Source organism: Streptomyces nigrescens, from assembly GCF_027626975.1.
GTDB lineage: Bacteria > Actinomycetota > Actinomycetes > Streptomycetales > Streptomycetaceae > Streptomyces > Streptomyces nigrescens.
This window is the reverse complement of the sequence record NZ_CP114203.1, coordinates 1,755,421-1,781,649: the sequence shown is the minus strand read 5'-3', so window position 1 is coordinate 1,781,649 and position 26,229 is coordinate 1,755,421. Positions and strand designations below refer to the sequence as shown.

Sequence of the window (26,229 nt, the reverse complement as noted above, 5' to 3'; positions counted from 1 at the left end):
CGGATCGCCGCTGTGGTGAAGCCGAGTCTTTGGCGGCCTCGGTCGGTGTCGTGGTCCATCCGGCGGAAGTGGAGATACCGATGGGGGGCCGACCTTCGGCACGTCAAGCCTCCCTGTCTCCAGGGGAGGAGCCCTGCGGGACGCTCAGACTCTGGGTGGGGGCGAACAGCATTTCGTCAGTGGAACAGCCATTCGTCTCTGAGCGTGACTAGAAATGCACGGAGCGCGATAACGCGGGTAATGGGTCCGCTGGAGCCGGGCAGGATGCGACGGTCCCGGCGACGACGGGACGTCGGAACCCGGTGACGGAAGGGCAAGGTAACCGATGGCGCAGGCAAACGGAGAGCAGGGTGTGGCTGTCGCGTGGGTGGTGCAGGCAGGTGACGGCGGGTGTCGGGTGGAGTGGGAGGTGTCGGATGCCACGGTGTCAGTGCCGAGGTGGTGCGCCGCCGTGACGGGCAGCGCGGCTTCACCGTCCTGGCCCGGCGGTGGGTGGTGGAACGCACGCTGAGCTGGCTGTCCCACTCACGTCGCCTCAACCGCGATCACGAGCGGCGCGGCGACCACCACGAGCAGATGGTGTGGTGGGCTGCCTCGATCAGGCTGACCCGCCGCCTGGCCGGGGATGCTCCGCTCTGGCCGGAGCGGCGCCTGCAGCGACCAGAGCAGGTGCCGGCGCAGCCGGCATGAACGGCCCGCTCTCGCGCACCAGCCAGCCGCGCGCCTCGAGCGTGTAGGCGCGATGGCGCCCCTTCTCCACCTCGTTCTTCTCCGCCGGCCGCCCGAGCCCGCGAATCAACTCGGCACACGACAGCGGCCTACGCCGCCTCCGCCCCGCTCATGCATGGGGTGTTCACACTGTTCCGCGTAGACATCTCGCTGAGAAACGTCAGTGACAGGTATCGCGTCCAGGTGACAACTATCTCGCCCAGTCACATCAAGGCCTGCGAGAATCTACCGGACGATCCGATGTCAGTGGTGACTGGCAGCATGGCGATCATGAGCCGAATCATCTCGTTCAACACCGCAGACAAAGCCGATGTTGTGGCATTTCTCGGGGCCGCGGGGAACCTGACATCTGACCAGCAACGCAACCTCGGCGTCATGCGCGAGCTCGCGCAGGCCCGTCAACGTGACCTCGACCACGAGGGCCTCGACTGGGGCCTGTCCATCCCGGACGCGCTCGACCACCTCATAGCCGGCCACGCCAGCTCAGACGCTGAATACGCGGCTGGCGCCTACTACAGCGCCCTCCAGCTCATCATCGACCGCAACGGCTCTGACCCATCCGACCTGGGCGTCTACTCCAAGCCCGGCACCTTCTTCAGCCTGCTGGATGACGAACTTCGCCGCCTGGGGGTGAGCGCCGACCTCTTGCCCCACGCCCACCTATTCGCCGGGCCGCCCGACGAGATCCCCTTCTACATCCCGTATCCCGTGGACGGCCCGCACATCGGCATGTGGCCGCTGGCCAAGGCCAAGCCCGCCGCAGACGCCTACCGCACGGTCCTGGGCCAGATGGACGACGGGTTCACCTACGACACCCAACACCTCATCGAGAAGCTCGAATTCGAGCACGCCGAGTGGGAGTTCGCCACGAAGAACCTCAACTGGTACACCCAGGACACGATCTTCTTCTCCATCAAGGGCTGACGTGCCATCGCCGCCCTGGAATGGCCCTCCCATGAAATCCGCACCGCGCCCGCCCAGCAGGGGCGCGTGAATGTGACGAATACCCGTTCGCCAGCACATACGAGGGCGCGGGTCAACATTCGCAGGAGCTCCCTGAGCAAGGGCTCGCGCTCACGTGCTGCTCGACGGCGGCATCGCAGTATCCACGTCGGCTCCGTGCCATGCCCCGTTATCCCACCAGATCACCGAGACCCCGAACACGGCTTCAATGGTGGAGACCGCCCAGGGCTCGGTCGGCTCAGCAGCGCAGACGAGGAAGATCCGGTCAATGGGGCGGCCGAGGGCGAAGCGGATCTCGGCGGTCCGCGTGGCCGCTGCGCGGAGATCGGGATAGGTGGGCTCCTCGGAGTGCAGCACCTCGAAGAGAAGAGTGCCGCTCTCACCGGACTGGATGATGTCTGCGATGTTTCCGTCCTCAGGTGCTCCGTTTTCCCAGAGCTGTGCCAGGAGCCGGTGACGGAGTCGTTCGTGGATGGGTTGCTGCCTGTCGGCCGCCACTGCGGTCTGCAGGAAGCCCTCGAAGTCCGGGGAGGGTGCGGGAGATGAAGTGGTAGTCGATGCCGAGGACACAGTGGAAAGGGTCTCCTGGGAGGTGGAGGGTGGTGCCAAGGTCGCGCCCCCGTCGATGGGCGCAGGCAACGCGGCGTGGTGGACGATGCTGAGCGACTGGGTGCAGCGCGTTAGAGCGACATACAGGCCACGCATTCCCGACCGTGTTTCACCCGCGATGGCGGCGGGCTCCACGACTACGACGTGGTCGAACTCGATGCCTTTGGCTTCGTGTGGCTGGAGGATCGGTACGGTGCTGCCGTGGATGGTGCCGAGTTCGGTGCGGAGCCTGTCTTGAAGGCTCTGATCGGCCGGAACGATGACCGCTGTGGACCGCCCGTCCCGTGCTGAGGTGAGCTCTGTGACGCGTCCGGCGACAGCTTCTATCAAGTGTTCCAGGCTGCTTGCTCCCTGCACGTGCACCGCGTGCCCGCGGGCCAGCCGGACGGATCGGGCGACGGGTACGCGGGGTGCGGCAGCCCGGGCCAGAGGTTCGACGAACTCCGCGGCCTCGGGCGGGAGCCGGAAGCCGGCCTGGAGGACCTCGACCGTCCACGCCGAGCCTCCGGTCAGCAGCCCTGCCAGCTCGCGCCAGGAGTGATACTCGTTCGGTCCAGTGGCCTGGGCCAGGTCGCCGAGGATGGTCATGGAGCCCGAGGGGCATCGGCGTGCCAGGGCCCGTGCCTGCATCGGGGTCAGGTCTTGGGCCTCGTCGACGACGATGTGGGCGTAGGTACGCCGTTGGTGCGAGCCGTTGAGCAGCCATTCCAGCTCGTCCAGGCACACAAGATCAGCGGCGGTCCACGCTGCCTTGCTGGGCTTCGATCGCCTCAGTGCGGACCGCTCGTCGGCAGTGAGCAGTGTTGCTGCAGCTTCCAGCGTCTTGGGGCTGTCCAGAAGTCGCGTGTACACGTCCGTAGGGTTCAGCCGAGGCCAAACGCGTTGGATGAAGGCGGCGATTTCCTGGCTCGACAGGATGTTCTCCGGTGTGGCGCCAGGAACGGAGAGAAGGAGTTTGCCCGCCAGGCGCAGACGGAAGTTGGCGTGGCGCACGTTGAAGGGGCCGGACTCACGCAGCGCCTCGCGGGCGATGGCGAGCAGGGCATCGGTGTCGGCTTCGTAGGTGCGGCCGTTACATGCAAAGCGGAAGATCGCCTCGTCGTCCTCACCGGTCGTCAGCAGCGGCGAAACACGGGCACGGTGGGGTCGGCAGTGCGCCTCCGCGGCTCGCCGCAGCACGTCAGCCATCCGGTCGTCACCTTTGAGGAAGGCCGCCTCGGGGGAGTCGGTGCCCGTCGCGGATGTGGGACGGTCGCCGGCCAGGAGGCGGTCGAGGGTGAGGGTGGTGACGTCTCCTCCGCCGAGTGCCGGCAGGACCTGTCCGGCATAAGCGAGGAAGCCTTGGTGCGGGCCTACGACGAGGACGTCCTGGGCCGAGCAGTGGTGGTTGTCCAGTAGCCACATCACGCGGTAGAGGCCCACTGCGGTCTTGCCGGTCCCCGGGCCGCCCTGGATGACCAGAGCGCCGGGCCGTTGATGGGCCACCAGCAGCAGTTGCTCGCGCTGCACCGTGTCGACGATGTCGCGCATGGCCCCGTCGCGAGGCAGGTCCAGGTCGTCCAGGAGCAGCGCCTCCAGGGACGGAGCCGCGGACTCCTCTTCCGGGTACGCTCCGGCTGCGGGACCCGGTCCTTCCTCGGGCGGGACGTCCGACACGTCGGCTTGTGCGGGTTCCTCAGTCGCTGCTCCATCGTCCAGCTCGACGTCGTACTGCCGCAGTACGAGCTCGTCGAGGTATGTCGTCACGGTCCGCGGCTTGCGGCGTTGGAAGGCCAGTTTTCGCCGCAGCAGCAGGTCGCCGGGATCTTCCTTGGTCGCCAGTCGCCACTCGATGGCTTGCTGCGCAGCGGATGAGACGACCACCAGGTCGCGTTCGTCGTTCCACACAGGCTGTCGCCCGATGAGGAACGACTCGCCGCCGTGAACGCTGACCCGCATGATCACCAACGGATCATCGCCTTGTGCCCGGGCGTCGGCTTGTCCGCTTGACGCGCCGGGTACCGGCATTTCGTTGTGCGCGCGGTAGACGGCAGCGGTCGCCGTGTCCTGTGACTGCCGCTGCTCGAGGCACGCGTACGCGTAGTCCACGCCCCTCTGTTCCTGCGCGATGACCGCACGACGCCGGGTATCCGCCATGCACGCCGCTCCCGTCCCCCTGATCCGCACCTCAGCGAACCACTTGGCACCGATCTTGCTGAAAACCACAGATCATCACGCCGACTCCACAATTTTGATGCGCAACCGCTACATGGATGATGCAGCGGTGCCCTGAGGTAACAGGCGCGAGTTAGCTGCCGCGCCGATGACCCGTCCGCGCATCGCCTGCGTCGACAACTGGCAGGCGATCGCGGACACCGCCAGCCCAGCGGACTGCCCGGATCCGACGACGGACTGAAGACCGCTGGCGTGGCGAACACCCTTATGCACGTGCCGACTTCAGAGGAAGGACAACTTCTTCGATGACAAGTGGCTGTGGCGGCGCAAGAGTTTCCTGCACGTCCTGCTCCTGGGTCCGCCGAGATCCCGCTCTGTGTAACCGAGGCTGACGCTGCGGCGCCCGAGGCGGTGTGCGGGAAGGCGCCGACCATGGCGACCTACCGCGTCATGCCGCCGTGGGGAGAACCGGACGAGGAATGTGCGATAGAAGTCTTTCAGGGACATGGCGCGCAGGAAGGAGTGACCCGATCACGAGGGTCGAGGCGCTCACCGTCATGGAGAGGTGCGCGGGCGCCGATCGCAGGAGCGGGGTGGTTCCCCGTGCCGGCCCGCTCCCGCGCACATACGACAGCCCGGGCGTCCCACGTGGCAGTGGCACACGGGCTGCCGTCAGTAGCGAATCCCTCAGAGGCCGTCGGATGGCACCGGCGGCCAGGATATTCGCCCTCTCGCACGCGTCCACGACGGTCTGCCCGGCATTCACGTCGGCGACGCGCGACTGGCAGTATTCCATCCGGAGCATCATCTCTACATCCGGAGCATCATCGCGCTCCGCCATTCCTCGGTGCAGCGGGTCCGCGGAAAGTGGATGAGGATGAGGTCATCAGAAGAAGCGGATGCTGTTACGCAGAGCGCCTATGACGTTCGTCGCGAGATGCGAGTGTCGGTGCTGGCTCCGTGCTCGGTGTCACTTGGCACCCCGGAGTTCTGAAATCGGGGTTCTCATGGCCCAACAATCCACGCCTTGGGCTCAAGGGACCGAAAGCGAGCGCACTCGGATGATTACCTCAGGCCGGGCTTTTGACCCAATCGATGAGCCGAGCCCACCAGCCGCCCCTCCACCGGCCCGGTGAACTCCCCGGGGCACCAGGAGCGCGTGTGCGTCGCGACGACTCGCCCTGTCGGGCTGGTGCCGATCCCGTTCGAGTCGCCGCCTTTACTGGGCGCGCACGCTTGCGTTCCGCAGGCTCACACATACACCGCTGGGCGTTTGGTACGCCCATGAGCACTTGGTCCACATGCCTCCCGCAACCCTCAAAGGTCAACTTCCGGCACGACGGACAGACGGCACGTTGGCACACGATTACCTCCTTGGTTCTTCGCTTGAGATCCACGATATTCACGCCATCACCACAAGAAACTCCAGAATTTACAACTCCTTCAGAAGCAGCTTCCTTGCGCCGGTGTGGGCCGCCCTCGTGGAGCCGAATCACGATCCAAGTTACCTCGCCGGCGGTCATAAAAATCCGGACATGAGGGGCAGGCGCCGCATATCCGTCGCGGAGAGTATCTCACTAAGTGGCGCCAAGTGACCTGTTTGAAAAAATTCCCGGAGTTGCTCGGGACACCGAAACAATGGTTGCATCTCGCCCGGTCGAGAAAGGGAGGCACAGCGCCTTCTGTCACTGCCCGCCACCGCATTGCTTTTCAGGCCGTCGACCGGGCCGGCGTGGGCAGGAATCGAGAACAGCAACCGCTCTCCCCCAACGGGTGGTACGCCAGTCAGGAGGGAGCAACGTGGGTTGCTCACACACCGCAGGATGTCCCCTTTTCCCCCTACTTAAAGCGAGCTTGCAAGGCTGGCGCGAGTACTACTGCGACAGCGCAGATCAATGGCTCGGCTGTGCCCGCTACCGGATGTCACTCACCGGCGAGCGCGTGCCGATCAGCCTGCTGCCCAACGGAGCCAGCGCGCGACACCTCGAAGCCCCGGCCGAGGCGGGCCGATCCAACGCCACCAGCGGGGCGGCCGCCCCTCGACAGTCCCCGCCGCCACGACCCACTCCGGGGCCACCGGAGCCCGCGTCCTGGCCCCAGCCGGCACCGACCCAGCCACATGAGCAGTCACAGTCGTGGCCTGGAACCGCGACGCCGGGAGCCATGGCCCAGTTCGGAGCCACACCTCCACCAGCAGATGTCTGGCATGACCGGCCGTCACCGCCCCCACAGGCCGACCGACCTTCAGACAGCCTCGCTCGACAATCACGGCACGCGCCCGCCCCGAAGCGCGGCTGGTGGGTTCGTTTTGCCGATTGGATGAGAGGACCCGCATGAGTACCTACTGGCCCTGGTGGGCGGGCGCTATCGGGCTCGCTCTGGTCACCATCAACCACACCCTCATCACTGATCGGTCTCTCGGGGTGTCGGCCGCGTGGGACCGCGTGCTGCACTGGCGTCGCGAACGCGAGCTCGAACGGATGGACGAGGAGTTCGCCGACGATCAAGCTCTGGCCGAGGCGCTTGCCGCAGCCACAGCGGAGCACTTCGGCACCGGCACCGGCGCGTCCACCGTGCCGCAGGCTCCGCACGAGAAGTCGCAGTCAAGGGAAGCCGACACCGAATCGGCAGCGAGTGAGCGCCCGGCAGCCACGAGCCTGCGCCCGGCCCCGCTGGTCACTCAGGCTGCCCTGCTGATGTCGATCTTCCTCGGTGGGTTCATCGCCGCGGTCGCCTCCGGGCGGTTCCACCTCCGCTACGACATGGGCCCCGGTTTTCGGGACCTGGTCACCGCCGATTCGACCACCATGATCGCCATGCTGTTCGTGGGAGGTGTGCTGGTCGGCTTCGGCACTCGGCTGGCCGGTGGGTGCAGCTCCGGCCACGGACTCAGCGGCTGCGGCCGGCTGCGGCCGGTCAGCCTCGTCGCGACCGCCGTGTTCTTCGGCACCGCCGTCGCGGTGTCGTTCCTGCTGTGGAAGGTGATCTGATGCGCACTCGGGGCGCGGTTCTGCTGGCCAACATCATCACCGGACTAGCTCTCGGTTACACCGTCACCAACATCGGTTTCGGCGACTTCGCTGAGCTGAACCGCATGTTCACCTTCCAGGACCTGCGCATGTTCCTCTCCTTCGCGGGTGCTGTGGTGATCCTCGTGTGCGCGTTCGCTCTGCTGCGGCTCCGCCGCACCCCGGGACGCATCCACGCCGGCGTGATCCCCGGCGCGGTGTTGTTCGGTACGGGCTGGGCGATCTCAGGCGGGTGCCCGGCAATCCCGATCATCCAGGTCGCCAGCGGATACCTACCTGCCCTGATCACCATCGTCGGCGTCATCGTCGGTATCCGGTTGTGCCGCTGGGCCAACGCCCGGTACTTCCACCTCGACCGCGGCTCCTGCGGGCTGTAACCCAGCACCCCACACCGACACGAGCCATGCAGCTTGGGTCTCTCACTTTGACGATCCCCCCGACGGCCTCCGGCAGCCCGTGCACATCTGACAACGTGATCAAGCCCAATCGGAAGCGCAGCTCGTACAGAGTAAGACGCCGTTTCTGATGGTGTGATCGCTCGTTGAGCCGTGCATGACGGATCTGGTTGAGCGTGGTGCCGGACGAGTTGTGGGTGCTGTTCCGGCGGGTGGTTCCGCCGACGGAGGTCATACGCCCGCAAGGCGGCGGCCGCCGACGGGCCGGTGACCGCGCCTGTCTGGCAGCGATCATCTTCGTGGCCACCTCGGGCTGCACGTGGCGGCAACTGCCGCCGGTGTTCGGGCCGGCCTGGCCCACCGTCTACCGGCGCTTCGCCCAGTGGAGCCGGGACCGGGTGTGGGCCAGGCTGCACCGCGTCATCCTCGACGAGCTCGGCGCCCGCGGAGCGTTGGACTGGTCGCGGTGTGCGATTGACTCCGTCAGCGTCAGGGCGGCAAAAGGGGGCCACTGACCGGACCGAATCCGACCGATCGAGGCAAGAGCGGATCGAAAATCCACCTGATCACGGACCGCAACGGGCTGCCCCTGTCCCTGGGCATCTCCGGCGGCAACATGCACGACAGCCTCGGACTGGAACCACTCGTGGGCGGGATCCCGCCCATCCGCTCCCGCTGCGGACCGCGCCGCCGGCGTCCAGCCAAGCTCCATGCCGACAAGGGCTACGACTACGACCACCTGCGCCGATGGCTCCGTAAGAAAGGCATCCGTCACCGCATCGCCCGCAAGGGCATCGAGTCCTCCACCAGGCTGGGCCGCCACCGCTGGGTCGTCGAAAGGACGGTCTCCTGGCTCGCCGGATGCCGCCGCCTGCACCGCCGCTACGAGCGCAAGGCGCAACACTTCCTTGCCTTCGTCGGCATGGCCTCGGCCCTCATCGCTTTCCGCCGACTCACCAACTAGGGCAACGTCGTAAGGAATGCCCGAGATGCCTGTTGCATTGCTGCCCAGTCTGCTCCTGCAAGCCGTGCGGGCTGTGACGTCAGAGGAGAAATGCCCGAGCCCGTTCCGCCACAACTGCTGCTGTCTTCCCCTCCGGCCCGAAGTGGTTGAGACCGTTCAGGGTCTCTTGGACGGCTGTGGGGAGTATCTCGCGGAGTGCGCCGAATTGCGTCTTGCTCGCCAGTTGGCTGCGGCTCCCGCAAAGGAGCAGCACCGAGGCGGTAACAGCCCCGAATCCGGCAAGTTTGCCCTGTTGGGCGGCTACCTGCTCGTGCTCGGCCAGATTGGCTGCCAGAAGAGGCCGCATGCGCTGCCAGCTCGGCCCACGGAAGCCAATGCGCAAGGCATAGCGCAGATACCAGTACGGCAGCTTGGCCAAAATCGGCGGAGCGCCGCCCGCTCCTCGGATGAAGTGAACGAAAGCACCGTAGGAGTCGCCTGCGGTCAGTCGTTCCCGGTATGGGCCCATCCAGCCGGTGGGAACAGGAGCTGCGGGCACTCCAGGCTCATAGACCGCAGTGCGGTCGAACACCGGGTATGACCGCGCGGTCTCAAGGATGACAAGCCCGCCATAGCTGTGGCCGAAGGCCAGCCGCGCCCCCGTCTCAGACTGGACGGCGAGAAGGTCCTCCACCTCCTTGCGCAGGGTGTAGTGGGGGCCCTGAGGACCGCTTGCACCGCGTCCTCGCCGCTCGACGAGGTGCACCCGGAACGAGGTGGCCAGCACTGAGGCCAACGGCAGGTAATCGTCAGAGGTTCGCAGAGCCCCGCCGAGCAGGATGAGGTGCGGGCCGTCGCCCATCGTCCGATAGCTGATCGGCGTCCCATCGGCCGACAATGCCGTGCGCTGGCAGGCCAGTGGGGTCTGGAAGTTCTGGCTCACTTGGTTCCCCCTCTCTCCAGGTCCTCAAAGGCCGCCAGGAGGCGTGCGGTGTGTTCGGCGTACTCGTCGTACGGCACGCCGCTGCGTGCGACGAGAGCAGCCAGCCGCTCCTCGAACCCTTGTTGGGCCGAGGTCACCAGCCGCACCCCCTTTTCCGTGAGGCTCAGCCGGCGGCGGCGTCCGCCGGCCGGATCGGGCTGCGCGTCGAGAAGTCCCTCCGCGGCAAGGGCCGCGGTCATGCGGCTCACCGACGGCTCGGTCACCCCGAGGCAGTCGGCGAGGGCTCGCTGCGTCGGGGTTCCCAGCTCCCGCACCAGAGTTAGCGCCAGGAAGCGGCTGTAGGACACGTTGTGCTCGGCCTGCAGGGTTCGGTTGGCTGCCCGGTCGAGGCGGGCGGTGAGGACGTGCAGGTTGAAACTCAGATTGCGCTCCACATGGGCAACTTAGGACGCTAAATTAGCGTTGCAAGTTAGTTTGGTATACCTCAAGCGGCATCCCGATGAGCGCCGAGAGGACCGCGTCCTCGCCGGCCCGCAACGCCCGCCCCCGCTGCACCTCAGTCGGCGGCACCACTCACTGGAACGCCAGGAGCCAAGAGAAACGACGTGTAACCGGCGGGGTGGTTCAGGCCGTCACCGTCGGGCTGGGTGTCGCCTGTGGCGTCCGGTGGTGGGTCGGACATGCTTGCGTCGTTGCGATCGTGGACGCCGGAGAGCACCTCGACCGCCACAAGCAGTTCACTGCGCCCTTCGAGCCTTCGCTGATTGCTCATGCGTTCGCTCCCTCCGATGCGAGCCACACGCGGTGCCGCCCACGCCTCACGGAGGCAAGAGCAAAAAGACGCCATGCAGGGTGCTGGTGCCCCGTGGTGGGCTCCGCGGCCTCTGTGGGTGTCGGCGAGAGCACGGGGACGGACCAGCTTCCCCACCGGCGCGCCCGTGATCGCGGACGTCCGTGCCTGCTGTGTACCGAACCCTGCTCAACATGACGAGACGTCAGCAAGCGGGCGTCAGTCGACTACGCCGAGTCCTGAACGAAGAGGGCGCGGTAGTACGCGACTTCCGGTTGGCGCTTCATCCAGATGTTGCCGATGGGGGTCTCCGTTGTTGCGTTGTCGGACCATCCGGTTGGTTTCCGCTGCACTCTTCGAGATGCACGACGAATGGATCGCCTTACCGCGCCGCCACCTCCCGAAGGTGATATGGGTGATATTTACCGTAAGCTCTCTTTTGGTTCCTCCGCACTACCCAACGCACCGAAATGCAGCCGCCAGTTGATCCCCAACAGCACGGCGAGGGCCACAACCTGGCGGATGCGTGTTCCCGGCCGAGTGGCACTCGCTTCGGTATCCTCCCGTGCAGGTCATCGAAGGCCATTTACCCAAAGATTGCTGGGCAGTTGACCTCAGGGTTTCGTGGTAGCGTCCTTGTTCGAGGGACAATGCAACCTGAAAGGGAAATCGTGAACACGGAGAAGATCGCCGCTCGCCGCCTCTCGCTGGAAGAGGTGGCGAAGCTCGGCGTGAAAGACAGGATCTTCATTTCCGCCGACACGGCAGAACTCAAGCTTCCCGACTGCTATGTCCCTGCTTTTCTGACCAAGTCCGGTGAGGGTTTCGAGGGCGGCTCGGTCACGGCGAGAACCGTATTCCAGGAAGAGGTCTCCTGCCTTCCCGACGACGAGAATGAAGCCGGAATCTACTTGGCCGACGAGAACGGCTCGGTGACCATCGAGGTCCTCCAGTCCGCCGGTGTCGTGCTGGACCTGGCACTTTTCGTCCCTAGTGGGGACAAGGGGGCCCTCACGGCCCTTTACGCTGCAGCCCGGCAAGCCTTCGGCGCCGACGTCGTGCAGATCTGGCGCCAGGGCCTCAAGGAGGTTCCCGACGTGAAGGTCGACATCTTCGAGGAGCAGATTCCCCGGGGGCGCAAGGGGAGCGACAGCCCCAAGCGTGACCGTCGCGCGGTCGACACCTACCCCACCCGTGCGGACTTCATCGAGTTCTCCGCGGGGTGGAAGCCGGTCGTTGAGATTCACAGGCCGGTCGTTGACGACACCCCGACCATCTGAGGCGGCGTTACCTCTCGGTCTCGGCCTGAGATGATGGGGACCTTTGAAAACGGCCGGGGCTGCTCCTCGCCCCACTTCCTTGGTCTTTGAACTGTCTGGGGAAGATGGGGAGCGGAGAGCGGTCCGTGATCGCCGGTCTCGCGGGGAGCGATGTGTTTGGCGTCCTTCAGGCTCGGGCGCAGGGACTGGGCCTTGGCCGTCATCGCCTTGGCGAGCAGGGGCTCGATGTCCCTCTTGCGCGCCAGACCCCGGAGGGGCTTCTTCCTTCCGCCGGAGGCGCTCTTGCGCCGCGTCCACCACCAGGCTCCGGCGGAGGCGAGGGCGAGCAGCACAGCGATGGGGGTGATGCGGGTGCCCATCAGCAGAGCGGTGTGGTCGAAGGCCGGGCCACAGCTGTTCGGGGTGCAGTAGGGCTCCGGTCGGCTGGTAGGGAGCCGGTGTGCCGGAGTCGGTGAGGAGGGCTGCGGCGTTTCCGCCGAGCCAGGCGAGGTTGGTGAGATTTGAGAGCGCGCAAGGCGTGAGTGAGCTGTCCGCGCCCACCCCGCAACGCCGCTTCTCCAGGCCAGAAAACCCCGGTCCTGAGCACGAGCAAGGCACCGCATCCGTATCAGCAAATCACGGTGAGTTATGACGAGCCGGGGCGCGCGATCGTCCACACAGTCTCCACGATGAGGCTCTGACCTGCGTGTACCCCCGCTTCGGGCGTGGTCGGCGGCCGCGATCCGAGGGCTGTTCCTGACCCGGGTGTCAGGATCTTGTCAGAGAGTCGGTAGCGTGGCCGGGTGAGTGAGAAGACCCTGCAGCACCGGATCGACGGCCCCGACGATGCCCCCGTACTCGTCCTGGGCGCCGCTCTGGGGACCACCTGGCACATGTGGGACCGGCAGATCCCCGAGCTGACCCGCCACTGGCGGGTCATCCGCTTCGACCTGCCCGGCCATGGCGGTTCGCCCGCGCACGCGGCGTCCTCCGTCGCCGAACTGGCCGACCGGCTGATCGCCACCCTCGACGCACTGGGTGTGGACCGCTTCGGCTACGCCGGCTGCAACATCGGTGGCGCCATCGGCGTCCAGTTGGCGCTCACCCGCCCCCACCAGGTCACCTCGCTGGCCCTGGTGTCCACCTCACCGCGTTACGGCACCGCTGACGCCTGGCGCCAGCGTGGTGTGGTCATCCGCACGAACGGGCTCGACCCGATCGCCCGCACCGCGCCCGAGCACTGGTTCACCCAGGGCTTCGCCGGCGCCCAGCCCGCGATCGTGGAATGGGCCGTCCAGATGGTGCGGACCACCGACCCCGGCTGCTACATCGCCGCCTGTGAGGCGCTGGCCTCCTTCGACGTGCGGTCCTCCCTCGGCCGGGTCGGCGTCCCCACGCTCGTTGTCGTCGGTTCCGAGGACCAGGTCACCCCGACCACCGACGCCCGCACCCTCGTCGCCGGCATACCCGACGCGAGCCTGGCGCTGGTGCCCGGCACCTCCCACCTGGCCCCCGTCGAGCAGCCCTCGGCCGTCACCGAACTGCTCATCCGGCACTTCAGCACCGCCTGGCACGACAAGCCGGGCCCCGGTGGCCAGACCGCCATCGGTGCCGCCGCCCCCAAGCCGCAGATCGCGCCCCCGGTGCCCCCGCAGGCGCCGCCCGCCGCCATAGAGTCCGGCCACGCACAGCCGGAGCAGGTCCGCGGGGCCACCTACGAAGCGGGCATCAAGGTCCGCCGTGAGGTGCTCGGCGACGCCCATGTCGACCGGGTCGAGGCCGCCGCCGACGACTTCACCGGCGACTTCCACGACTTCATCACCCGCTACGCCTGGGGCGAGACCTGGACCCGGCCGGGCCTGGACCGCCGTACCCGCAGCATCATCACGCTCACCGCGCTGGTCGCCCGCGGCCACCACGACGAGCTGGTCCTGCACACCCGCGCGGCCCTGCGCAACGGCCTCACCCCCACGGAGATCAAGGAAGTACTCCTGCACACCGCCATCTACTGCGGTGTCCCGGCCGCGAACTCCGCATTCGCCGTCGCCCAGCGGGTGATACGGGAGGAGACCACGCCGGAGGCGTGAGCGCGGGGCAAGATGGCCCCATGGAACTCACCAAGAAGACGCACGCCTGTGTCCGGCTGGAGAAGGACGGGCGGGCACTCGTCATCGACCCCGGTGTCTTCAGCGAAGCGGACGCGGCCGTCGGTGCGGACGCGATCCTGGTCACCCATGAGCACATGGACCACTTCAACGAGGAGCGGCTGCGGGCGGGCATGGAGGCCAACCCGGCAGCCGAGATCTGGACGCTGGCCAGTGTCGCCGAGCAGCTGTCGGCCGCGTTCCCCGGCAGGGTGCACACGGTCGGCGAGGGGGACACCTTCACCGCCGCCGGGTTCGAGGTGGAGGTACACGGCCAGCTGCACGCCGTCATCCACCCCGACATCCCGCGCATCACCAACGTCGGCTACCTCATCGACGGCGGTGCGGTCTTCCACCCGGGCGACGCCCTGACCGTCCCGGAGGGCCGTTCGGTCGACACCCTCCTGCTGCCCGTCCACGCCCCCTGGAACAAGGTCGCCGAGATCATCGATTACGTCCGCGAGGTCGCGCCCCAACGGGCCATCGACATCCACGACAGCCTGCTCCAGGACCACGCCCGCCCGATCTATGACTCCATGATCGACAAGCTGGGCGGCACCGATCACGGCCGGCTCGCCCCCGGCGCCCGTGCCGCTCTCGGCTGACGGCCTGACTGTCAGTCCCTCGCTGTAGGTTTACAGACATGCGCATCGCGACCTGGAACGTCAATTCGATCACCGCCCGCCTCCCGAGGCTGCTGGCCTGGCTGGAGAGCACCGGCACGGACGTGCTATGCCTCCAGGAGACCAAGTGCACCGCCGAGCAGTTCCCGCACGACGAGCTGCGCGAGCTCGGCTATGAGGCCGCGGTCAACGCCAACGGCCGGTGGAACGGTGTCGCCCTGTTGTCCAAGGTGGGGCTCGAGGACGTCGTCATGGGCCTCCCCGGCGGCCCGGACTACGAAGGGGCGCAGGAACCGCGGGCCGTCTCGGCGACCTGCGGCCCGGCCCGTGTGTGGTCGGTGTACGTCCCCAATGGCCGCGAGGTCGGCCATGCGCATTACGCCTACAAGCTCGGCTGGTTCGAGGCGCTGAAGACGGCGGTCGCCGAGGACGCGGCGGGCCCCCGCCCGTTCGCGGTCCTCGGCGACTACAACGTCGCACCGACCGACGAGGACGTCTGGGACCCGGCCGTGTTCGAGGGCGCCACCCATGTCACCCCCGCCGAGCGGGCAGCCCTGACGGCCCTGCGCGAGGCGGGCCTGTCGGACGTCGTCCCGCGCCCCCTCAAGTACGACCGGCCGTACACCTACTGGGACTACCGCCAGCTCGCCTTCCCCAAGAACCGCGGTATGCGCATCGACCTGGTCTACGGCAACGAGCCGTTCGCCAAGGCCGTCTCGGACGCCTATGTGGACCGCGAGGAGCGCAAGGGCAAGGGCGCCTCGGACCACGCCCCGGTCGTGGTGGACCTCGACGTCCAGGGCTGAGTGAGGTGGAGGGCAGGCCCCCGGGGAGCGCCCCCAGGGGCCTGCCGCCGCCGTCCGTGCGACGGGCCCCGCCGCGTCAGTGCCTCCCAGGCAGCAGCTTCCGGAGGTCCACGGATTCACCCAGCGCCTTGAGGCCCGCGTCGCCGGGGTGGAGATGGTCGCCGCTGTCGTAGGCGGGCAGCATCCGCTGGGGCCGCTGCGGATCGCGGATCACGGCGTCGAAGTCCAGGGTCGCGTCGAAGACCGCGCCGGCGTTGGCGCGGACGAAGGCGTTGACGGCCTGCCGGCGGGCCTCCACGGCCGGGGTGCAGTCGTGGTAGCCCTCACAGGGTGCGATGGTCGCCACCACGACCCGCAGCCCCCGCTCGTGCGCCCGCCGCGCGAGAGCCCGCAGACCGGCGATGACCTCGTCGGACGACGTTCCCCAGCGCACATCGTTGATGCCCTCGAACACCACCACCGTCCGCGCCGAGGTCTGCGCCAGCACATCCCGCTCCAGCCGGTGCTGGGCACTGACCCCGCCGGTGTCGGTGCTGACCCCGTCGCCCTGATAGCGGTCGGTGACGATGCGGTTCGCCGAGATGCCGTGGTTGAGCACGCCGTAGCGGGGCAGCGCCTGCTGTGACTGGAAGCGGCGGGCCAGGACGTCGGGCCAGCGCCGGTTGGTGCCGCTGGTCGACTTCACCCCGTCGGTGATCGAATCGCCCAGCGCCACGATCGAGCCGGGGCCGCCCTCGACCTCGACCCCCGTCAGGAACGGCCAGACGGTCAGCGTCTCCGGGTAGGCCGTGCCCCCGGCGTCCGCGGTGCGGTCCCCGCTGCCCGCCGCGCTCAGATACGACAGCTGGGCCGCCTCCTGGTGCACCGGCGCCGCGGTCACCGTCCCCGGCAGATGGATGCTCACCAGCAGATCGGCGCCGGCCGGAACGGTGAAGTCCACGGGATCGCTGAACGCCTCGGCCCCGGCCGCGATACGGGTCCCGGTGTGCCCCCGCCCGAAGGTCAGCGGCACCGGCGCGCGGTCCGCCGCCGCCCCCGCGCCGCGTACCGCGATGCTGGCCGCCCCGATGTCCACCGGCGTGGCCGCGAAGGTGTTGGCGAGCCGTATGCGGGCCCGTGGTCCGCCGGCACCGCTGTGCACGACCAGCCGCAGCGTACGGTCCGTCCAGGGCCCGACCGCCCGGTAGCCCGCGGTGCTCGCCGCCCAACTCCCGGTCCTGCGCCCGGAGTCACGTACCGCCACCGCGAAGACATGGAGCGCGCCCGCCGCCCCGTCCGCCGTGGGCAGCACCACCGAGGCCACCTCCCGCCCGGCCGGCAGCGGTACGGTCACCGCGTACAGCCGCGCCGACTCGTCCGACGGCCCGCCCGGAGTGTTGAGGTGCGGCAGCGCCACGGCCTTGGTGCTCAGCGGCCCCGACCGCCAGTCGGGCGCGGTGAGTTCATAGCTGCTGCGCGAGCCGTCCCGGTAGTGCACGGTCCCGGTGCCGGCGGCCGTGCCGCCCGTCCCGGCGACCAGGAAGGTGAGCGCCTCGCCCCGGCCGTGGACCGCCACCGCCTGGCCGTCCGCCACCACGTTGTCCGGCGCGCCGGGCGCCGTACGCGGCAGGCCGAGCCGCGTACCGTCGAGCGTCAGGACGCTCCCCGGCGACCAGCCGGCCGCCGCCAGGTCCTGGGCGGACAGCGACCGGCCCGCACCGTCGAAGTCGGCCGCGCCGGGTGCGGAGTTGTCACTGACCGCCCGGTTGTCGAAGTGCCGGGCCAAGGGCAGCGGGCGGTGCGGGGACTGTGCCGGGCCGGCCGGTGCGGCCGTGGCCGTGCCGGGGCCGGTGGCCGGCAGCGCGGTCGTGGTGAGCAGCAGTGTCAGGGCGGTGCCCCATCGTCGTACACGCATCGGTCCGTATCCCTCCGGGTGGCGTCAACGGGCAGGTGGTGCGCTGCGATCCAGGCCGGTCCCGCGAAGGACAGGGGGCTTCTGCGGATCCAGCAGATCCGATCCGAGCGCCATGAAGTTAGGGAGACGATGAGGGAGCGTCAAGGTGACGAACGGGGCACGATGGCGCCGCGCGCCTGTGGCCGGGTCCGCAGGCCGGGTGGGACCCTGCACACCATGAACATGTCTTTCCTGGACAAGTGGCGCAAGCGTCATCAGGCGCACCGGTCCGTGCCGCTCGCGGAGTCGGTGCGGGCCGATCCCGAGAGCGTCGTCGAGCTGCTGTCCGAGTGCGAGCTGCTCCGGGCCCAGGCCGCCACGGCGGGTGTGGAACTGGACGACTCCGTACGCTCGTTGGAGCTGCTGGACCAGCTCCAGCCCGTGTGGCGGGACGATCCGGAGGTGCTGCCCTGGCTCGGCAACGACGCCGGCCTCTACCTCGGCACGGTGCTGGTCCGCACGGTGCGCGGCGCCGTCTGGCATGTCTGGCCGGACGGACAGCCGGTGGTCCGGCTGGCGTCCGGGCGGGAGATCGATGTGGTGGCGGCGGGCCATGAATGGGCCGACACCGGGGTGCCCGAACTGTCCCAGGTCTGCGCCGAGGTCTCCGAGGCCTGAGACCGGTTCCGGGCCTGAGACCGGTTCCGAGGCCTGAGACCGGCGTCAGAGGGCCGGGTGGCAGTCCCGTACCGGGTCCGCGGGACGTTCATCGGTAACCCTGATTTATCCGCCCATCTCCGCGCATACGTGCGTGTCAGTGGAGAAGTGCCCCATGTGCCCCGGTAGGTTGCGGGCTCTCCGCTGTACGGATGAGAGTGGGCAGGTCTGCATATGGCCGGTGATGCGCTGATTGAACTGCGCGGGGTCAACAAGCACTACGGAAAACTCCATGTCCTCCGGGACATCGACCTCACCGTCGGCCGCGGGGAGGTGGTCGTGGTCATCGGGCCCTCCGGGTCCGGGAAGTCCACACTGTGCCGGGCCATCAACCGCCTGGAAACCGTCGAGTCCGGCAGCATCAAGCTGGACGGCAGACCGCTGCCCGAAGAGGGCCGGGCGCTCGCCCAGTTGCGTGCCGAAGTCGGCATGGTCTTCCAGTCGTTCAACCTCTTCGCCCACAAGACCGTGCTGGCCAATGTGATGCTGGCGCCGATCAAGGTCCGGAAGAAGAAGAAGGACGACGCCGCCCGGCAGGCCCGTGAACTCCTCGACCGGGTCGGGCTCGCCTCCCAGGCCGACAAATACCCCGCGCAGCTCTCCGGCGGCCAGCAGCAGCGCGTCGCCATCGCCCGCGCCCTCGCCATGGACCCCAAGGCGCTGCTCTTCGACGAGCCGACCTCCGCCCTCGACCCGGAGATGATCAACGAGGTGCTGGAAGTCATGCGGCAGCTCGCCCGGGACGGTATGACGATGGTCGTCGTCACCCATGAGATGGGCTTCGCCCGCTCCGCCGCCAACCGTGTGGTGTTCATGGACGACGGCTGCATCGTCGAGGACCGCACCCCCGAGGAGTTCTTCACCGCGCCGCGCAGCGAACGGGCGAAGGACTTCCTCTCCAAGATCCTCAAGCACTGAACGGGGGCGTCGCGATGCCGCACAGTAACTCCTCGCCCCTGCGCCGCGCCCTCGTGGCGCTCGCGCTCGCCGTGCTCGCGCTGGCCCTCGCCGGCTGTGGCCGGGCCGGCAGCCCGCCGGTCAAGGGCCCCACCGGCAGCGAACTTCCCCAGTACCCGGTCGCCAAGAACTTCTCCCTGCCCGAGTCCCCGACCTGGATGAAGGCCAAGAGCCGCGGCCATCTCGTCATCGGCGTCAAGGAGGACCAGCCCTACCTCGGAGAGAAGGACCCGGCCTCCGGCCTCTACGCCGGTTTCGACATCGAGATCGCCAAGATGATGTCCGCGGCCCTCGGCTTCCCGCCCAGCACCATCGAGTTCAAGACGATCGCCTCCGCCAACCGCGAGACCGCCCTGCAGAACGGCCAGATCGACCTCTACGTCGGCACGTACACCATCAACGACAAGCGCAAGAAGCTGGTGGGTTTCGCCGGCCCCTACTACATGGCCGGCCAGTCGCTGCTGGTGCGCACCGACGAGAACGACATCAAGGGACCGCAGGATCTCGCCGGCAAACGGGTCTGCTCGGCGGCCGGCTCGACGCCGTACCAGCGCATCCAGGCCGAGTACCCCAAGGCGAACCTGGTCGCTTACGACACCTACTCGGTGTGCGTCGACAACCTGCTCACCTACCAGGTCGACGCGGTCACCACCGACGACGCGATCCTGCTGGGCTACGCCGCCAAGGTGCCCGACGAGCTGAAGGTGGTCGGGAAACCGTTCTCCGAGGAGCCGTACGGCATCGGCGTCCCCCGCGGCGACAACGCGCTGCGGTTCGCGCTGGACGACGCCCTCGCCGCGGCTGAGAAGAACGGCCTCTGGCAGAAGGCGTACGACGCGACCCTCGGCCTGTCCGGGGTGCCCGCCCCCAAGCCGCCCCCGATCGACCGCTACCCGGCGACCTGAGCCGGCAAGGAACTGACCGATGAACGTTCTCCTGGACAACCTCTCCCTCTACGGGGAGGGCCTGCTGGGCACCGTCGAACTCACCGTCTACGCCTCCCTGCTCGCCCTCGCCCTCGGCTTCCTGATGGCCGCGTTCCGGGTCGCGCCGGTCGGCTCGCTGCGGGCCTTCGGCACGGCCTGGGTGACGGTGCTGCGCAATACGCCGCTGACGCTGCTGTTCTTCGCCGTGGTGCTGGGGCTGCCGCGGTTCGGCCTCGTCCTGCCCTTCAAGCTGTTCGCGATCCTCGCGCTGGGCTGCTACACCTCCGCCTTCATCTGCGAGGCGGTGCGCTCCGGCATCAACACCGTGCCGGTCGGGCAGGGCGAGGCGGCCCGCAGTCTGGGCATGACCTTCCCGCAGACCCTCGGTGACATCGTCCTTCCCCAGGCCTTCCGGTCCGTCATCCCGCCCATCGGCTCCACGCTGATCGCGCTCGCCAAGAACTCCGCGATCGCCGGCGCCTTCAGCGTCGTCGAGCTGCTCGGGGTCTACAAGCCGCTCAACGAGATGGGTTACAGCATCATCTGGACCTTCGTCTGGATCGCCGTCGGCTATCTGCTCGTGACCCTGACCATCAGCGCGATCTTCAACGTGCTGGAGAAGCGCTTCGGAGTCGCCCGATGACCACCGCTCTCTACGACGTCCCCGGCCCGCGGACCCGGCAGCGGCACCGGCTCTACGGCCTCGGCGGGACGGTGGTGATCCTCGCGCTGATCGCCTGGATCGTCTATCTCCTCTTCGCCACCGGCCAGTTCGTCGCCGCGAAGTGGACTCCCTTCACCTACACGGGAATTCAGGACCTTCTGCTCCGGGGCCTGGGCAACACCCTGAAGGCCTTCGCCTTCGCCGCGGTGCTGTCGCTGGCGCTGGGCGCGGTGCTCGCGACCGGCCGGCTCTCCGAGCACCGGATCGCCCGCTGGGTGTGCACCCTCCTGGTGGAGTTCTTCCGGGCCATGCCCGTCCTGGTCATGATCTTCTTCATCTATGTCGCGCTGAAGGTGGAGCCGCTGCCCGCCCTGGTCGCCGGACTGACCCTCTACAACGGCTCGGTGCTCGCCGAGGTCTTCCGTACCGGCGTCAACTCCGTCGACCGCGGTCAGCGGGAGGCCTCCTACGCACTGGGCATGCGCAAGACCCAGGTCATGACGCATGTCCTGGTGCCGCAGGCGGTCCGGGCGATGCTCCCGGCCATCATCAGCCAGCTGGTGGTCGCCCTGAAGGACACCTCGCTCGGCTTCCTCATCACCTACGAGGAGTTCCTGCACGCCGGCAAGCTCATCGCGTCCAACCTCGACTACGACCTGCCGTTCATCCCCGTCGTCATGATCATCTCGCCGATCTACATCGGGATGTGCATGCTGCTGTCCTGGCTGGCCAACTGGGTCTCCAAGCGGCAGAAGCGCAACCCCAAGGTCGAGGCCGTCGAGGTGGCCGCCCCCGAACCGGGCACCTTGCTGCCGGGGGGCCGCCCGAAGCCGCCGGCCTGAGGCCGGGCCCCCGGTTCAGCGGGCGATACGCGCGAGCCAGGGCGTGAGAGCGCCGCGGAAGATCAGTTCCTTGTAGGTCTCATCGCCGGGCAGCGGCACGACCAGCCACTCGCCCGGCGGGAAGAGCCGCCCCTTGACGTGGGCGAGACCGCCGTACACCGACCGCAGAAACGCCGGTACCGCATCCCGTGGGACATCGGCGAACTCCACCCCGTCCACGGTGATCTTCGCATCGTCCTCCGGGAACAGCTGGACGCTGACCGCGGGCGCTCCGCCCAGCTCCACAAAGGCCTCGTGCGGCAGCGAGCCGTCCGGGTCCAGGACGGTGAACAGCCCGGCGGAGGTGCGGCGGGAGGTCCGGTCCGCGCCGATGTCATCCGTGACGGTCAGGTCGAGCCGGTACTCGTCCGCGAGGTCACGGATGGCGGAGACGGCGGACTCGGTCGTGGGCAGGTGCGGGTGCCGGTTCGGATCGGATTTCCCCATGCCCGTGATCATTCCTCATGGGGCACTGTCCATACGCGGCGGAGGGGCCCGGCCGGCCCGGCTCCTCCGCCCCTCACACCCGCCAGACCCCGTCCCGCATCAACTCCCGCTCCGCCAGCTCGTTCTCCTCGCGCCACACCAGCATCCGGCGTGGCCGGAACGCGAGGAACACCCAGGTGTCGCGACCCCGAGGATCCCAGCCCAGCTTCTTGACGAAGGCGTCCCCGGTGTCGTCCGGCAGGCCGTCCGAGGCGATCACCTCCGCTGTGCTCTCGATGAGGACCACATCGCGGGTGGGTCCCAGGGCGACCCAGCACTCCTCCTGCGCCCGGAGGTTGCGGACCGTCGGATTCTTCGCCTTGGTGGCCATCCACAGCCGCTCGTCGTGCCAGACGAAGGACAGCGGCACGAGGCGGGGCGGGCCCTCACCGGACGCCGATGACACCCACGCATCCTCGTCCGTCTCCAGCCGCCTGAGCGCATCCCGCTTCCGCTGACCGGCCTCGCGCGCCGGTGGGTAACCCGTCATGGCGGGAGGCTATCGATCATGCGCCTGCGCCGCCTCGGGCCGGGGCGGTAGGTCCCGGGTCGTACGACCGGGCCCCGGCCCACCGGTTTGCCCCGGCCCGCCGGATTACCCCGTCACGGCGGAGAATCCCTAGTCGCGCACCGGCACCGACACATACGACGGATCGTTCGCCGGGGAGGAGAACGTCAGCCGGGCGCCGGACGGGTTGTGCTCGATGTACAGCGGGTCGACGGTGTCCACGACCACGGCGAGACGGTGGCCGGCCGGTACGTCGTAGGCCGTGGAGAACAGCTCCAGGTCCACGCCGAAGGGCTGGTTCGGGGTCTTGCCGTGGAAGGTGTACGGCGCATGGGTGACCAGCTTGCCGATGCCGAGCGGGCCCACGTCGTAGAGGTAGGCGATGGCGGTGCCGCTCTCCGCGGTGCTGGTCACGGTGGTGTGCAGCCGGGTGGTTCCCCGCACCCGCTGGCCGGTCTCGTAGCGTTCGGACTGCCAGACGCCGGCGAGGGGGCGCGGCAGCAGCGGGATCGAGGCCATCGGCGGCAGCCGGAAGAACTGGTCCATCATGCTGGAGAGGAAGATCAGGCCGCCGTTGGCGCCGGAGTCCCAGTTGGTGTGGATCCGCTTGCTGTCGGCCAGCTCGATCTTCCGGTGCGCGGACGGCACGTCCTTCCAGCTCTTGTAGCCCTCGTACGCGCCGGTGGAACGGGACTTGAGCAGCACCGGCGACTCGTGGTCGATGCCGTTGTCCGCGCCCTGGAGGTAGTGGTCGAACCACCGCTTGGTGTTGGTCCAGGTGTCGTTGGGCAGCCCGAAGAGTCCGAGCCCCTCGGCCGTGGCATGGTCACCCGGGCGGAACTCCAGCCGCTTGGGGCCCTTCAGCTTCTCGTAGAAGTCGGCGTACTCATTGGGCGGGAAGAGGGAGTCGCCCCAGGCGTTGCCCAGCATGATCGCGGCGCCATTGGCGTTGATCTTGTCGAGGTAGGTGCTGGGGGAGCGCTTCCTCCCCCACTCGATCATGTCCTCTTCCTTGGAGAGGTCGGAGGCGAGGAAGTCCTTGAGGATCGTGCGGAGTTCGGCGCTGGGGCGTCCCGTCAGCTCGCCGGTGCCGCCGAGCATCGCGGCCGCCTGCTTGTGCTGTGTCCGGCCGCTGTAGATCGAGCTGATGAGGTCGCCCCAGCCGCTGAGTGCCGCGACTGCCTTGATCCGCTTGTCGAACGCCGACGCCAGCAGGCTGATCCCGGCGCCGTAGGAGACCCCGGCCATGCCGACCTTCTGCGGGTCGGCCGGGGTGTGGGCCAGCGCCCAGTCGATGACCTTCGAGGCGTCGGCGATGTCCTTCGGGCCGGCCGTCTCGATCTCGCCGCCGGACTGCCAGAACCCGCGGGAGTTGTATCCGACGACCACATAGCCCGCCTCGGCGAGTTTCCTGGCCTGCGCCAGGTACTCGACCTGCGGCATCGACCAGCTCGTGGGCAGCACGATGACGGGGTGGCGCCGGGTGTCGTCGGCGCCGGCCGGGGTGAAGACGTTGGCCTTGAGCGTGATGCCGCCGTCGCCCTCGATGTCGACGAATCGCAGGGAGGCGGAGCCGCCCGAAGTCGCCGCCGCGGGGGCGGATTCCGGTGTTGCCGCCTGGGCGGTGGCCGGTGCGCCGGTGAGGACCGTGGCGGCGAGGACGGCCGCGGAGACGGTGCCGATCGCGACGCGCGGCGTCGTACGGGAGGGCGTCATCTTCTGCTCCAGATCTCAGGACGCGGGCCGCCGCACGCTGTCCGAGGACAGGTGGGGCGCGCGGCGGACCCGAATGTGACTGGAGAGTAAGGTCCGCTCCTTACCTCTGGTAACCCGTCGGTAGGTTACGGGTGGGTAACGCCCGTGTGTTCAGGGGGAGTCGGGGGCGGGGTAGGGGGTGCCCCGGAGCGGCCGCCCGGCCGGCCGGCTGCTTACGATCCGGGGCGAGAGCGTCGTCGCGGACGTCGACCGATCGGGAGTGGGGGAGCGGTATGGCCGCGGGAGAAGAGGTGCTGGTCGTCGGGGCCGGTGTGGTGGGCGCTTCGGTGGCGTATCACCTGACGCGGCTCGGCCATGAGCGGGTGACCGTGCTGGACTCCCGGGGCCCGGAGGCGCTTCCCGGGTCAACGGGCCTGGCTCCGGGGTTCGTCGGCCAGCTCAGCGCCACACCGGAGCTGGCCGTACTGGCGAAGGACAGCGTGGCCACGTACCGGGCGCTGTCCGCCGCCGCGGACGAACCGGCCTTCTGGCAGGTCGGCTGCCTCGAAGTGGCCACCACCGAGGAGCGCCTCGCGCAGGCCCATCAGGATGTCGCGCACGGCCGTGGGCTGGGCATCGAGGCGCGGGTGCTCGACGCGGCGGAGGCCGTGGCGCTGGCTCCCGCACTGGTCGATGCCGAGCGGGCGCTGGGGGCGCTGCACATCCCGTCCGACGGGGCCGCCGATCCGGCCGCCCTGACCCGGCTCCTCGTCGCCGCCGCCGAGTCGGCCGGTGCCCGCTTCCGCTGGCGGACGCCCGTACAGGCGCTGGAGGCGGACCGGGGGCGCCTCGTCGGGGTGCGCACCGGCACGACGGGCGAACTGCTGCGGGCCGACCGGGTCGTGCTGGCCACCGGCATCTGGGGCCCGGTGCTGGCCGCCGGGGTGGGGGTGCGGCTGCCGATGGTGGATGTCCAGCATCCGTACGTCTTCACCGCCGAGCGGCCCGAGCTCGACGACACCCCCATCGACGCACCGATCGTGCGCTACCCCGACCATGCCGTCTACACCCGCCGCCACGGCCGCCGCTACGGCCTGGGCAGCTATGCGCACCGCCCCCTGTCCTGGGAGCCGTCCGCCACCCGTGACAGTGCCGAAGTGCCGTTCCAGGAGGCTGACCGCGCTCGGCCACTATCGGGGCATCTACGACGCGCACTGAAGGACGTTGAAGGACGTTGAGGGGTGGGCGGGCGTGTGAGGTAGCCGGCCCCCCGCGCCCTGTCCCGTCCGGCGTCAGCCGCTCGCCGCCGCCGGTTCCGCGCTGTCGGGCAGGGAGTGGAGAAACTCCGCCAGCGCGGCGTTGAACTCGTCCGGCCGTTCCAGATTCGGCAGATGGCCCGCCTGCTCGATGACCGACAGTGTGGCGTCCGGGACCCGCGCATGGATGTCGCGGGCGTCGCTCACGGGGGTGTAGGCGTCCTCCGTGCCGACCACCACCAGGGCCGGTACCGCTGTCTGCGACAGCAGCTGCGTGTAGTCGGGGCGTTCGGCACGGCCGCGCAGCGCGGCAGCCGCACCCTCGGGAGGCGCGGCCGTCATCATGGCGAGGACGTGGGCGGCGACCTCCGGCCGGTGGGTGAGGGTGTGCGGGGACACCATCTTGCCCAGCACTTCCTGCGCATAGCCGGACATGCCCTCGCGGAGCAGTCGCGCCGCCATGTCCCGGCGCGCGGTCCTGCCCTCCTCGGTCTCCGCCGCGGCGAAGGTGTCGGCGAACACCAGGCCCCGTATCCGCTCCGGGAAGAGCCGGTAGCACTCCATGACGATCTGGCCGCCCATGGACAGGCCGCCGAGGACGAAGCGCTCGATACCGAGCCCGTCGAGCAGGGCGAGGAGGTCGCGGGCGAAGGTCTCCAGCGGGGTCGTCCCGGGAACGACCGTGCTCTCCCCGTAGCCACGGAGATCCGGGGCGATCACCCGCCATCCGGCCCGGCTGAAGTGCTCGGTCTGCGGGCGCCACATCGAGCGGTCGAAGGGGTGACCGTGCACCAGCACCAGCGGCTCACCGCTGCCCTCGTCCTCGTACCCGACAGTGATCTCTCGGCAAAAGACCGAACTCATGGACCGTCCCCTCCG

At 68.6% G+C, this 26,229-nt stretch carries 24 protein-coding genes and 1 pseudogene; 15 read left to right on the top strand and 10 right to left on the bottom strand.

Annotation, left to right across the window (positions count from 1 at the left end):
• Window positions 1–438: 438 nt before the first annotated feature.
• Both STRNI_RS41555 and STRNI_RS08055 read left to right on the top strand, forming a co-directional pair.
• The gene (locus STRNI_RS41555; RefSeq protein WP_381844842.1) at window positions 439–690 is read left to right on the top strand and encodes a hypothetical protein; all 252 of its coding nucleotides are present in this window, start codon (window positions 439–441) and stop codon (window positions 688–690) included.
• A 309-nt stretch (window positions 691–999) separates the two neighbouring features.
• The gene (locus STRNI_RS08055) at window positions 1,000–1,653 is read left to right on the top strand and encodes a DUF7691 family protein (RefSeq protein ID WP_277410824.1); all 654 of its coding nucleotides are present in this window, start codon (window positions 1,000–1,002) and stop codon (window positions 1,651–1,653) included.
• A gap of 150 nt (window positions 1,654–1,803) precedes the next feature.
• Here the strand turns inward: STRNI_RS08055 and STRNI_RS08050 are convergent, their stop codons facing one another.
• Window positions 1,804–4,437 (bottom strand): HelD family protein, encoded by a 2,634-nt coding sequence (locus STRNI_RS08050; protein WP_277410823.1) that lies wholly within the window; start codon window positions 4,435–4,437, stop codon window positions 1,804–1,806.
• Window positions 4,438–6,788: 2,351 nt separating this feature from the next.
• Here STRNI_RS08050 and STRNI_RS08045 point away from each other — a divergent pair.
• From STRNI_RS08045 to STRNI_RS08035, 3 genes are all read left to right on the top strand, one after another.
• Window positions 6,789–7,445, top strand: coding sequence for a YeeE/YedE family protein (locus STRNI_RS08045; RefSeq protein WP_277410822.1), 657 nt, complete (start codon window positions 6,789–6,791; stop codon window positions 7,443–7,445).
• Entirely contained in the window at window positions 7,445–7,861 is a 417-nt protein-coding gene (locus STRNI_RS08040) for a YeeE/YedE thiosulfate transporter family protein (RefSeq protein ID WP_277410821.1), read from the top strand. Before STRNI_RS08045 ends, STRNI_RS08040 begins: the two co-directional genes overlap by 1 nt.
• 188 nt (window positions 7,862–8,049) lie before the next feature.
• Window positions 8,050–8,843 (top strand): IS5 family transposase gene (locus tag STRNI_RS08035; protein ID WP_417816439.1). Its coding sequence is split into 2 segments (ribosomal slippage): window positions 8,050–8,382 and window positions 8,385–8,843, totalling 792 coding nucleotides; the frame shifts between segments, so codons are not numbered across the junction.
• A 79-nt stretch (window positions 8,844–8,922) separates the two neighbouring features.
• Here the strand turns inward: STRNI_RS08035 and STRNI_RS08030 are convergent.
• The 3 genes from STRNI_RS08030 to STRNI_RS08020 form a co-directional block, all read right to left on the bottom strand.
• Window positions 8,923–9,765 carry an alpha/beta hydrolase gene (locus STRNI_RS08030; RefSeq protein ID WP_277410820.1) on the bottom strand — a complete coding sequence of 281 codons (843 nt, stop codon included), beginning with the start codon at window positions 9,763–9,765 and terminating at the stop codon, window positions 8,923–8,925.
• On the bottom strand, window positions 9,762–10,199 hold the full coding sequence (locus tag STRNI_RS08025) for a MarR family winged helix-turn-helix transcriptional regulator (RefSeq protein WP_277410819.1): 438 nt from the start codon (window positions 10,197–10,199) through the stop codon (window positions 9,762–9,764). The genes STRNI_RS08030 and STRNI_RS08025 overlap by 4 nt, the downstream gene beginning before the upstream one ends.
• A gap of 122 nt (window positions 10,200–10,321) precedes the next feature.
• A complete protein-coding gene (locus tag STRNI_RS08020; RefSeq protein ID WP_159485264.1) occupies window positions 10,322–10,537 on the bottom strand; it encodes a hypothetical protein in 216 nt (71 codons plus the stop codon).
• 689 nt (window positions 10,538–11,226) lie between these two features.
• On the opposite strand from STRNI_RS08020, the gene STRNI_RS08015 reads away from it, so the two are divergent.
• The gene (locus STRNI_RS08015) at window positions 11,227–11,835 is read left to right on the top strand and encodes a hypothetical protein (RefSeq protein WP_018090367.1); all 609 of its coding nucleotides are present in this window, start codon (window positions 11,227–11,229) and stop codon (window positions 11,833–11,835) included.
• Window positions 11,836–11,966: 131 nt separating this feature from the next.
• Here the strand turns inward: STRNI_RS08015 and STRNI_RS41550 are convergent.
• Window positions 11,967–12,375 (bottom strand): annotated as a pseudogene (locus STRNI_RS41550) (hypothetical protein); the annotation flags it as partial.
• A gap of 242 nt (window positions 12,376–12,617) precedes the next feature.
• Here STRNI_RS41550 and pcaDC point away from each other — a divergent pair.
• From pcaDC to STRNI_RS07995, 3 genes are read left to right on the top strand one after another with little or no spacing between them, the layout of a single operon-like run.
• Window positions 12,618–13,901 carry a bifunctional 3-oxoadipate enol-lactonase/4-carboxymuconolactone decarboxylase PcaDC gene (pcaDC, locus tag STRNI_RS08005; RefSeq protein ID WP_018090402.1) on the top strand — a complete coding sequence of 428 codons (1,284 nt, stop codon included), beginning with the start codon at window positions 12,618–12,620 and terminating at the stop codon, window positions 13,899–13,901.
• A gap of 20 nt (window positions 13,902–13,921) precedes the next feature.
• Window positions 13,922–14,563, top strand: a complete 642-nt coding sequence (locus STRNI_RS08000) for an MBL fold metallo-hydrolase (RefSeq protein WP_018090403.1) — start codon at window positions 13,922–13,924, stop codon at window positions 14,561–14,563.
• 38 nt (window positions 14,564–14,601) lie between these two features.
• A complete protein-coding gene (locus tag STRNI_RS07995; RefSeq protein WP_018090404.1) occupies window positions 14,602–15,387 on the top strand; it encodes an exodeoxyribonuclease III in 786 nt (261 codons plus the stop codon).
• 76 nt (window positions 15,388–15,463) lie between these two features.
• On the opposite strand, the gene STRNI_RS07990 is transcribed toward STRNI_RS07995, so the two are convergent.
• Window positions 15,464–17,281, bottom strand: a complete 1,818-nt coding sequence (locus tag STRNI_RS07990) for an SGNH/GDSL hydrolase family protein (RefSeq protein ID WP_277410818.1) — start codon at window positions 17,279–17,281, stop codon at window positions 15,464–15,466.
• Between the two features lie 216 nt (window positions 17,282–17,497).
• Here STRNI_RS07990 and STRNI_RS07985 point away from each other — a divergent pair, with 216 nt between their 5' ends.
• The 5 genes from STRNI_RS07985 to STRNI_RS07965 all read left to right on the top strand — a co-directional run bounded on the left by STRNI_RS07985 (window position 17,498) and on the right by STRNI_RS07965 (window position 21,366).
• Window positions 17,498–17,938, top strand: a complete 441-nt coding sequence (locus STRNI_RS07985) for a DUF6278 family protein (protein ID WP_109896685.1) — start codon at window positions 17,498–17,500, stop codon at window positions 17,936–17,938.
• Between the two features lie 213 nt (window positions 17,939–18,151).
• Window positions 18,152–18,895: an amino acid ABC transporter ATP-binding protein gene (locus tag STRNI_RS07980; protein WP_018090407.1), complete on the top strand. Its 744-nt coding sequence runs from the start codon at window positions 18,152–18,154 to the stop codon at window positions 18,893–18,895.
• A gap of 14 nt (window positions 18,896–18,909) precedes the next feature.
• On the top strand, window positions 18,910–19,839 hold the full coding sequence (locus tag STRNI_RS07975; RefSeq protein ID WP_277410817.1) for a glutamate ABC transporter substrate-binding protein: 930 nt from the start codon (window positions 18,910–18,912) through the stop codon (window positions 19,837–19,839).
• Window positions 19,840–19,858: 19 nt separating this feature from the next.
• A complete protein-coding gene (locus tag STRNI_RS07970; protein ID WP_018090409.1) occupies window positions 19,859–20,503 on the top strand; it encodes an amino acid ABC transporter permease in 645 nt (214 codons plus the stop codon).
• Window positions 20,500–21,366: an amino acid ABC transporter permease gene (locus tag STRNI_RS07965; RefSeq protein WP_148591027.1), complete on the top strand. Its 867-nt coding sequence runs from the start codon at window positions 20,500–20,502 to the stop codon at window positions 21,364–21,366. Before STRNI_RS07970 ends, STRNI_RS07965 begins: the two co-directional genes overlap by 4 nt.
• Before the next feature lie 15 nt (window positions 21,367–21,381).
• On the opposite strand, the gene STRNI_RS07960 is transcribed toward STRNI_RS07965, so the two are convergent.
• From STRNI_RS07960 to STRNI_RS07950, 3 genes are all read right to left on the bottom strand, one after another.
• Window positions 21,382–21,852, bottom strand: a complete 471-nt coding sequence (locus STRNI_RS07960) for a hypothetical protein (protein WP_277410816.1) — start codon at window positions 21,850–21,852, stop codon at window positions 21,382–21,384.
• A gap of 73 nt (window positions 21,853–21,925) precedes the next feature.
• Entirely contained in the window at window positions 21,926–22,381 is a 456-nt protein-coding gene (locus tag STRNI_RS07955; RefSeq protein WP_277410815.1) for a pyridoxamine 5'-phosphate oxidase family protein, read from the bottom strand.
• Window positions 22,382–22,510: 129 nt separating this feature from the next.
• The gene (locus STRNI_RS07950; RefSeq protein ID WP_277410814.1) at window positions 22,511–24,115 is read right to left on the bottom strand and encodes an alpha/beta fold hydrolase; all 1,605 of its coding nucleotides are present in this window, start codon (window positions 24,113–24,115) and stop codon (window positions 22,511–22,513) included.
• A gap of 272 nt (window positions 24,116–24,387) precedes the next feature.
• On the opposite strand from STRNI_RS07950, the gene STRNI_RS07945 reads away from it, so the two are divergent.
• Entirely contained in the window at window positions 24,388–25,332 is a 945-nt protein-coding gene (locus STRNI_RS07945; protein ID WP_277410813.1) for an NAD(P)/FAD-dependent oxidoreductase, read from the top strand.
• A 54-nt stretch (window positions 25,333–25,386) separates the two neighbouring features.
• Here STRNI_RS07945 and STRNI_RS07940 read toward each other — a convergent pair whose 3' ends face one another.
• Window positions 25,387–26,214, bottom strand: a complete 828-nt coding sequence (locus STRNI_RS07940; RefSeq protein ID WP_277410812.1) for an alpha/beta fold hydrolase — start codon at window positions 26,212–26,214, stop codon at window positions 25,387–25,389.
• Window positions 26,215–26,229: the final 15 nt, after the last annotated feature.

What these genes read in the sequence shown, in the direction of transcription:
- STRNI_RS07975 (WP_277410817.1), top strand. Translation starts at nt 18,910, where the DNA reads ATGCCGCACAGTAACTCCTCGCCCCTGCGCCGCGCCCTCGTGGCGCTC.
- STRNI_RS07955 (WP_277410815.1), bottom strand. Translation starts at nt 22,381, where the DNA reads ATGACGGGTTACCCACCGGCGCGCGAGGCCGGTCAGCGGAAGCGGGAT.
- STRNI_RS08020 (WP_159485264.1), bottom strand. Translation starts at nt 10,537, where the DNA reads ATGAGCAATCAGCGAAGGCTCGAAGGGCGCAGTGAACTGCTTGTGGCG.
- STRNI_RS07960 (WP_277410816.1), bottom strand. Translation starts at nt 21,852, where the DNA reads ATGGGGAAATCCGATCCGAACCGGCACCCGCACCTGCCCACGACCGAG.
- STRNI_RS08000 (WP_018090403.1), top strand. Translation starts at nt 13,922, where the DNA reads ATGGAACTCACCAAGAAGACGCACGCCTGTGTCCGGCTGGAGAAGGAC.
- STRNI_RS07970 (WP_018090409.1), top strand. Translation starts at nt 19,859, where the DNA reads ATGAACGTTCTCCTGGACAACCTCTCCCTCTACGGGGAGGGCCTGCTG.
- STRNI_RS08055 (WP_277410824.1), top strand. Translation starts at nt 1,000, where the DNA reads ATGAGCCGAATCATCTCGTTCAACACCGCAGACAAAGCCGATGTTGTG.
- STRNI_RS07985 (WP_109896685.1), top strand. Translation starts at nt 17,498, where the DNA reads ATGAACATGTCTTTCCTGGACAAGTGGCGCAAGCGTCATCAGGCGCAC.
- STRNI_RS07990 (WP_277410818.1), bottom strand. Translation starts at nt 17,281, where the DNA reads ATGCGTGTACGACGATGGGGCACCGCCCTGACACTGCTGCTCACCACG.
- STRNI_RS07980 (WP_018090407.1), top strand. Translation starts at nt 18,152, where the DNA reads ATGGCCGGTGATGCGCTGATTGAACTGCGCGGGGTCAACAAGCACTAC.
- STRNI_RS08050 (WP_277410823.1), bottom strand. Translation starts at nt 4,437, where the DNA reads ATGGCGGATACCCGGCGTCGTGCGGTCATCGCGCAGGAACAGAGGGGC.
- STRNI_RS07940 (WP_277410812.1), bottom strand. Translation starts at nt 26,214, where the DNA reads ATGAGTTCGGTCTTTTGCCGAGAGATCACTGTCGGGTACGAGGACGAG.
- STRNI_RS07995 (WP_018090404.1), top strand. Translation starts at nt 14,602, where the DNA reads ATGCGCATCGCGACCTGGAACGTCAATTCGATCACCGCCCGCCTCCCG.
- STRNI_RS07950 (WP_277410814.1), bottom strand. Translation starts at nt 24,115, where the DNA reads ATGACGCCCTCCCGTACGACGCCGCGCGTCGCGATCGGCACCGTCTCC.
- STRNI_RS07945 (WP_277410813.1), top strand. Translation starts at nt 24,388, where the DNA reads ATGGCCGCGGGAGAAGAGGTGCTGGTCGTCGGGGCCGGTGTGGTGGGC.
- STRNI_RS08040 (WP_277410821.1), top strand. Translation starts at nt 7,445, where the DNA reads ATGCGCACTCGGGGCGCGGTTCTGCTGGCCAACATCATCACCGGACTA.
- STRNI_RS08045 (WP_277410822.1), top strand. Translation starts at nt 6,789, where the DNA reads ATGAGTACCTACTGGCCCTGGTGGGCGGGCGCTATCGGGCTCGCTCTG.
- STRNI_RS07965 (WP_148591027.1), top strand. Translation starts at nt 20,500, where the DNA reads ATGACCACCGCTCTCTACGACGTCCCCGGCCCGCGGACCCGGCAGCGG.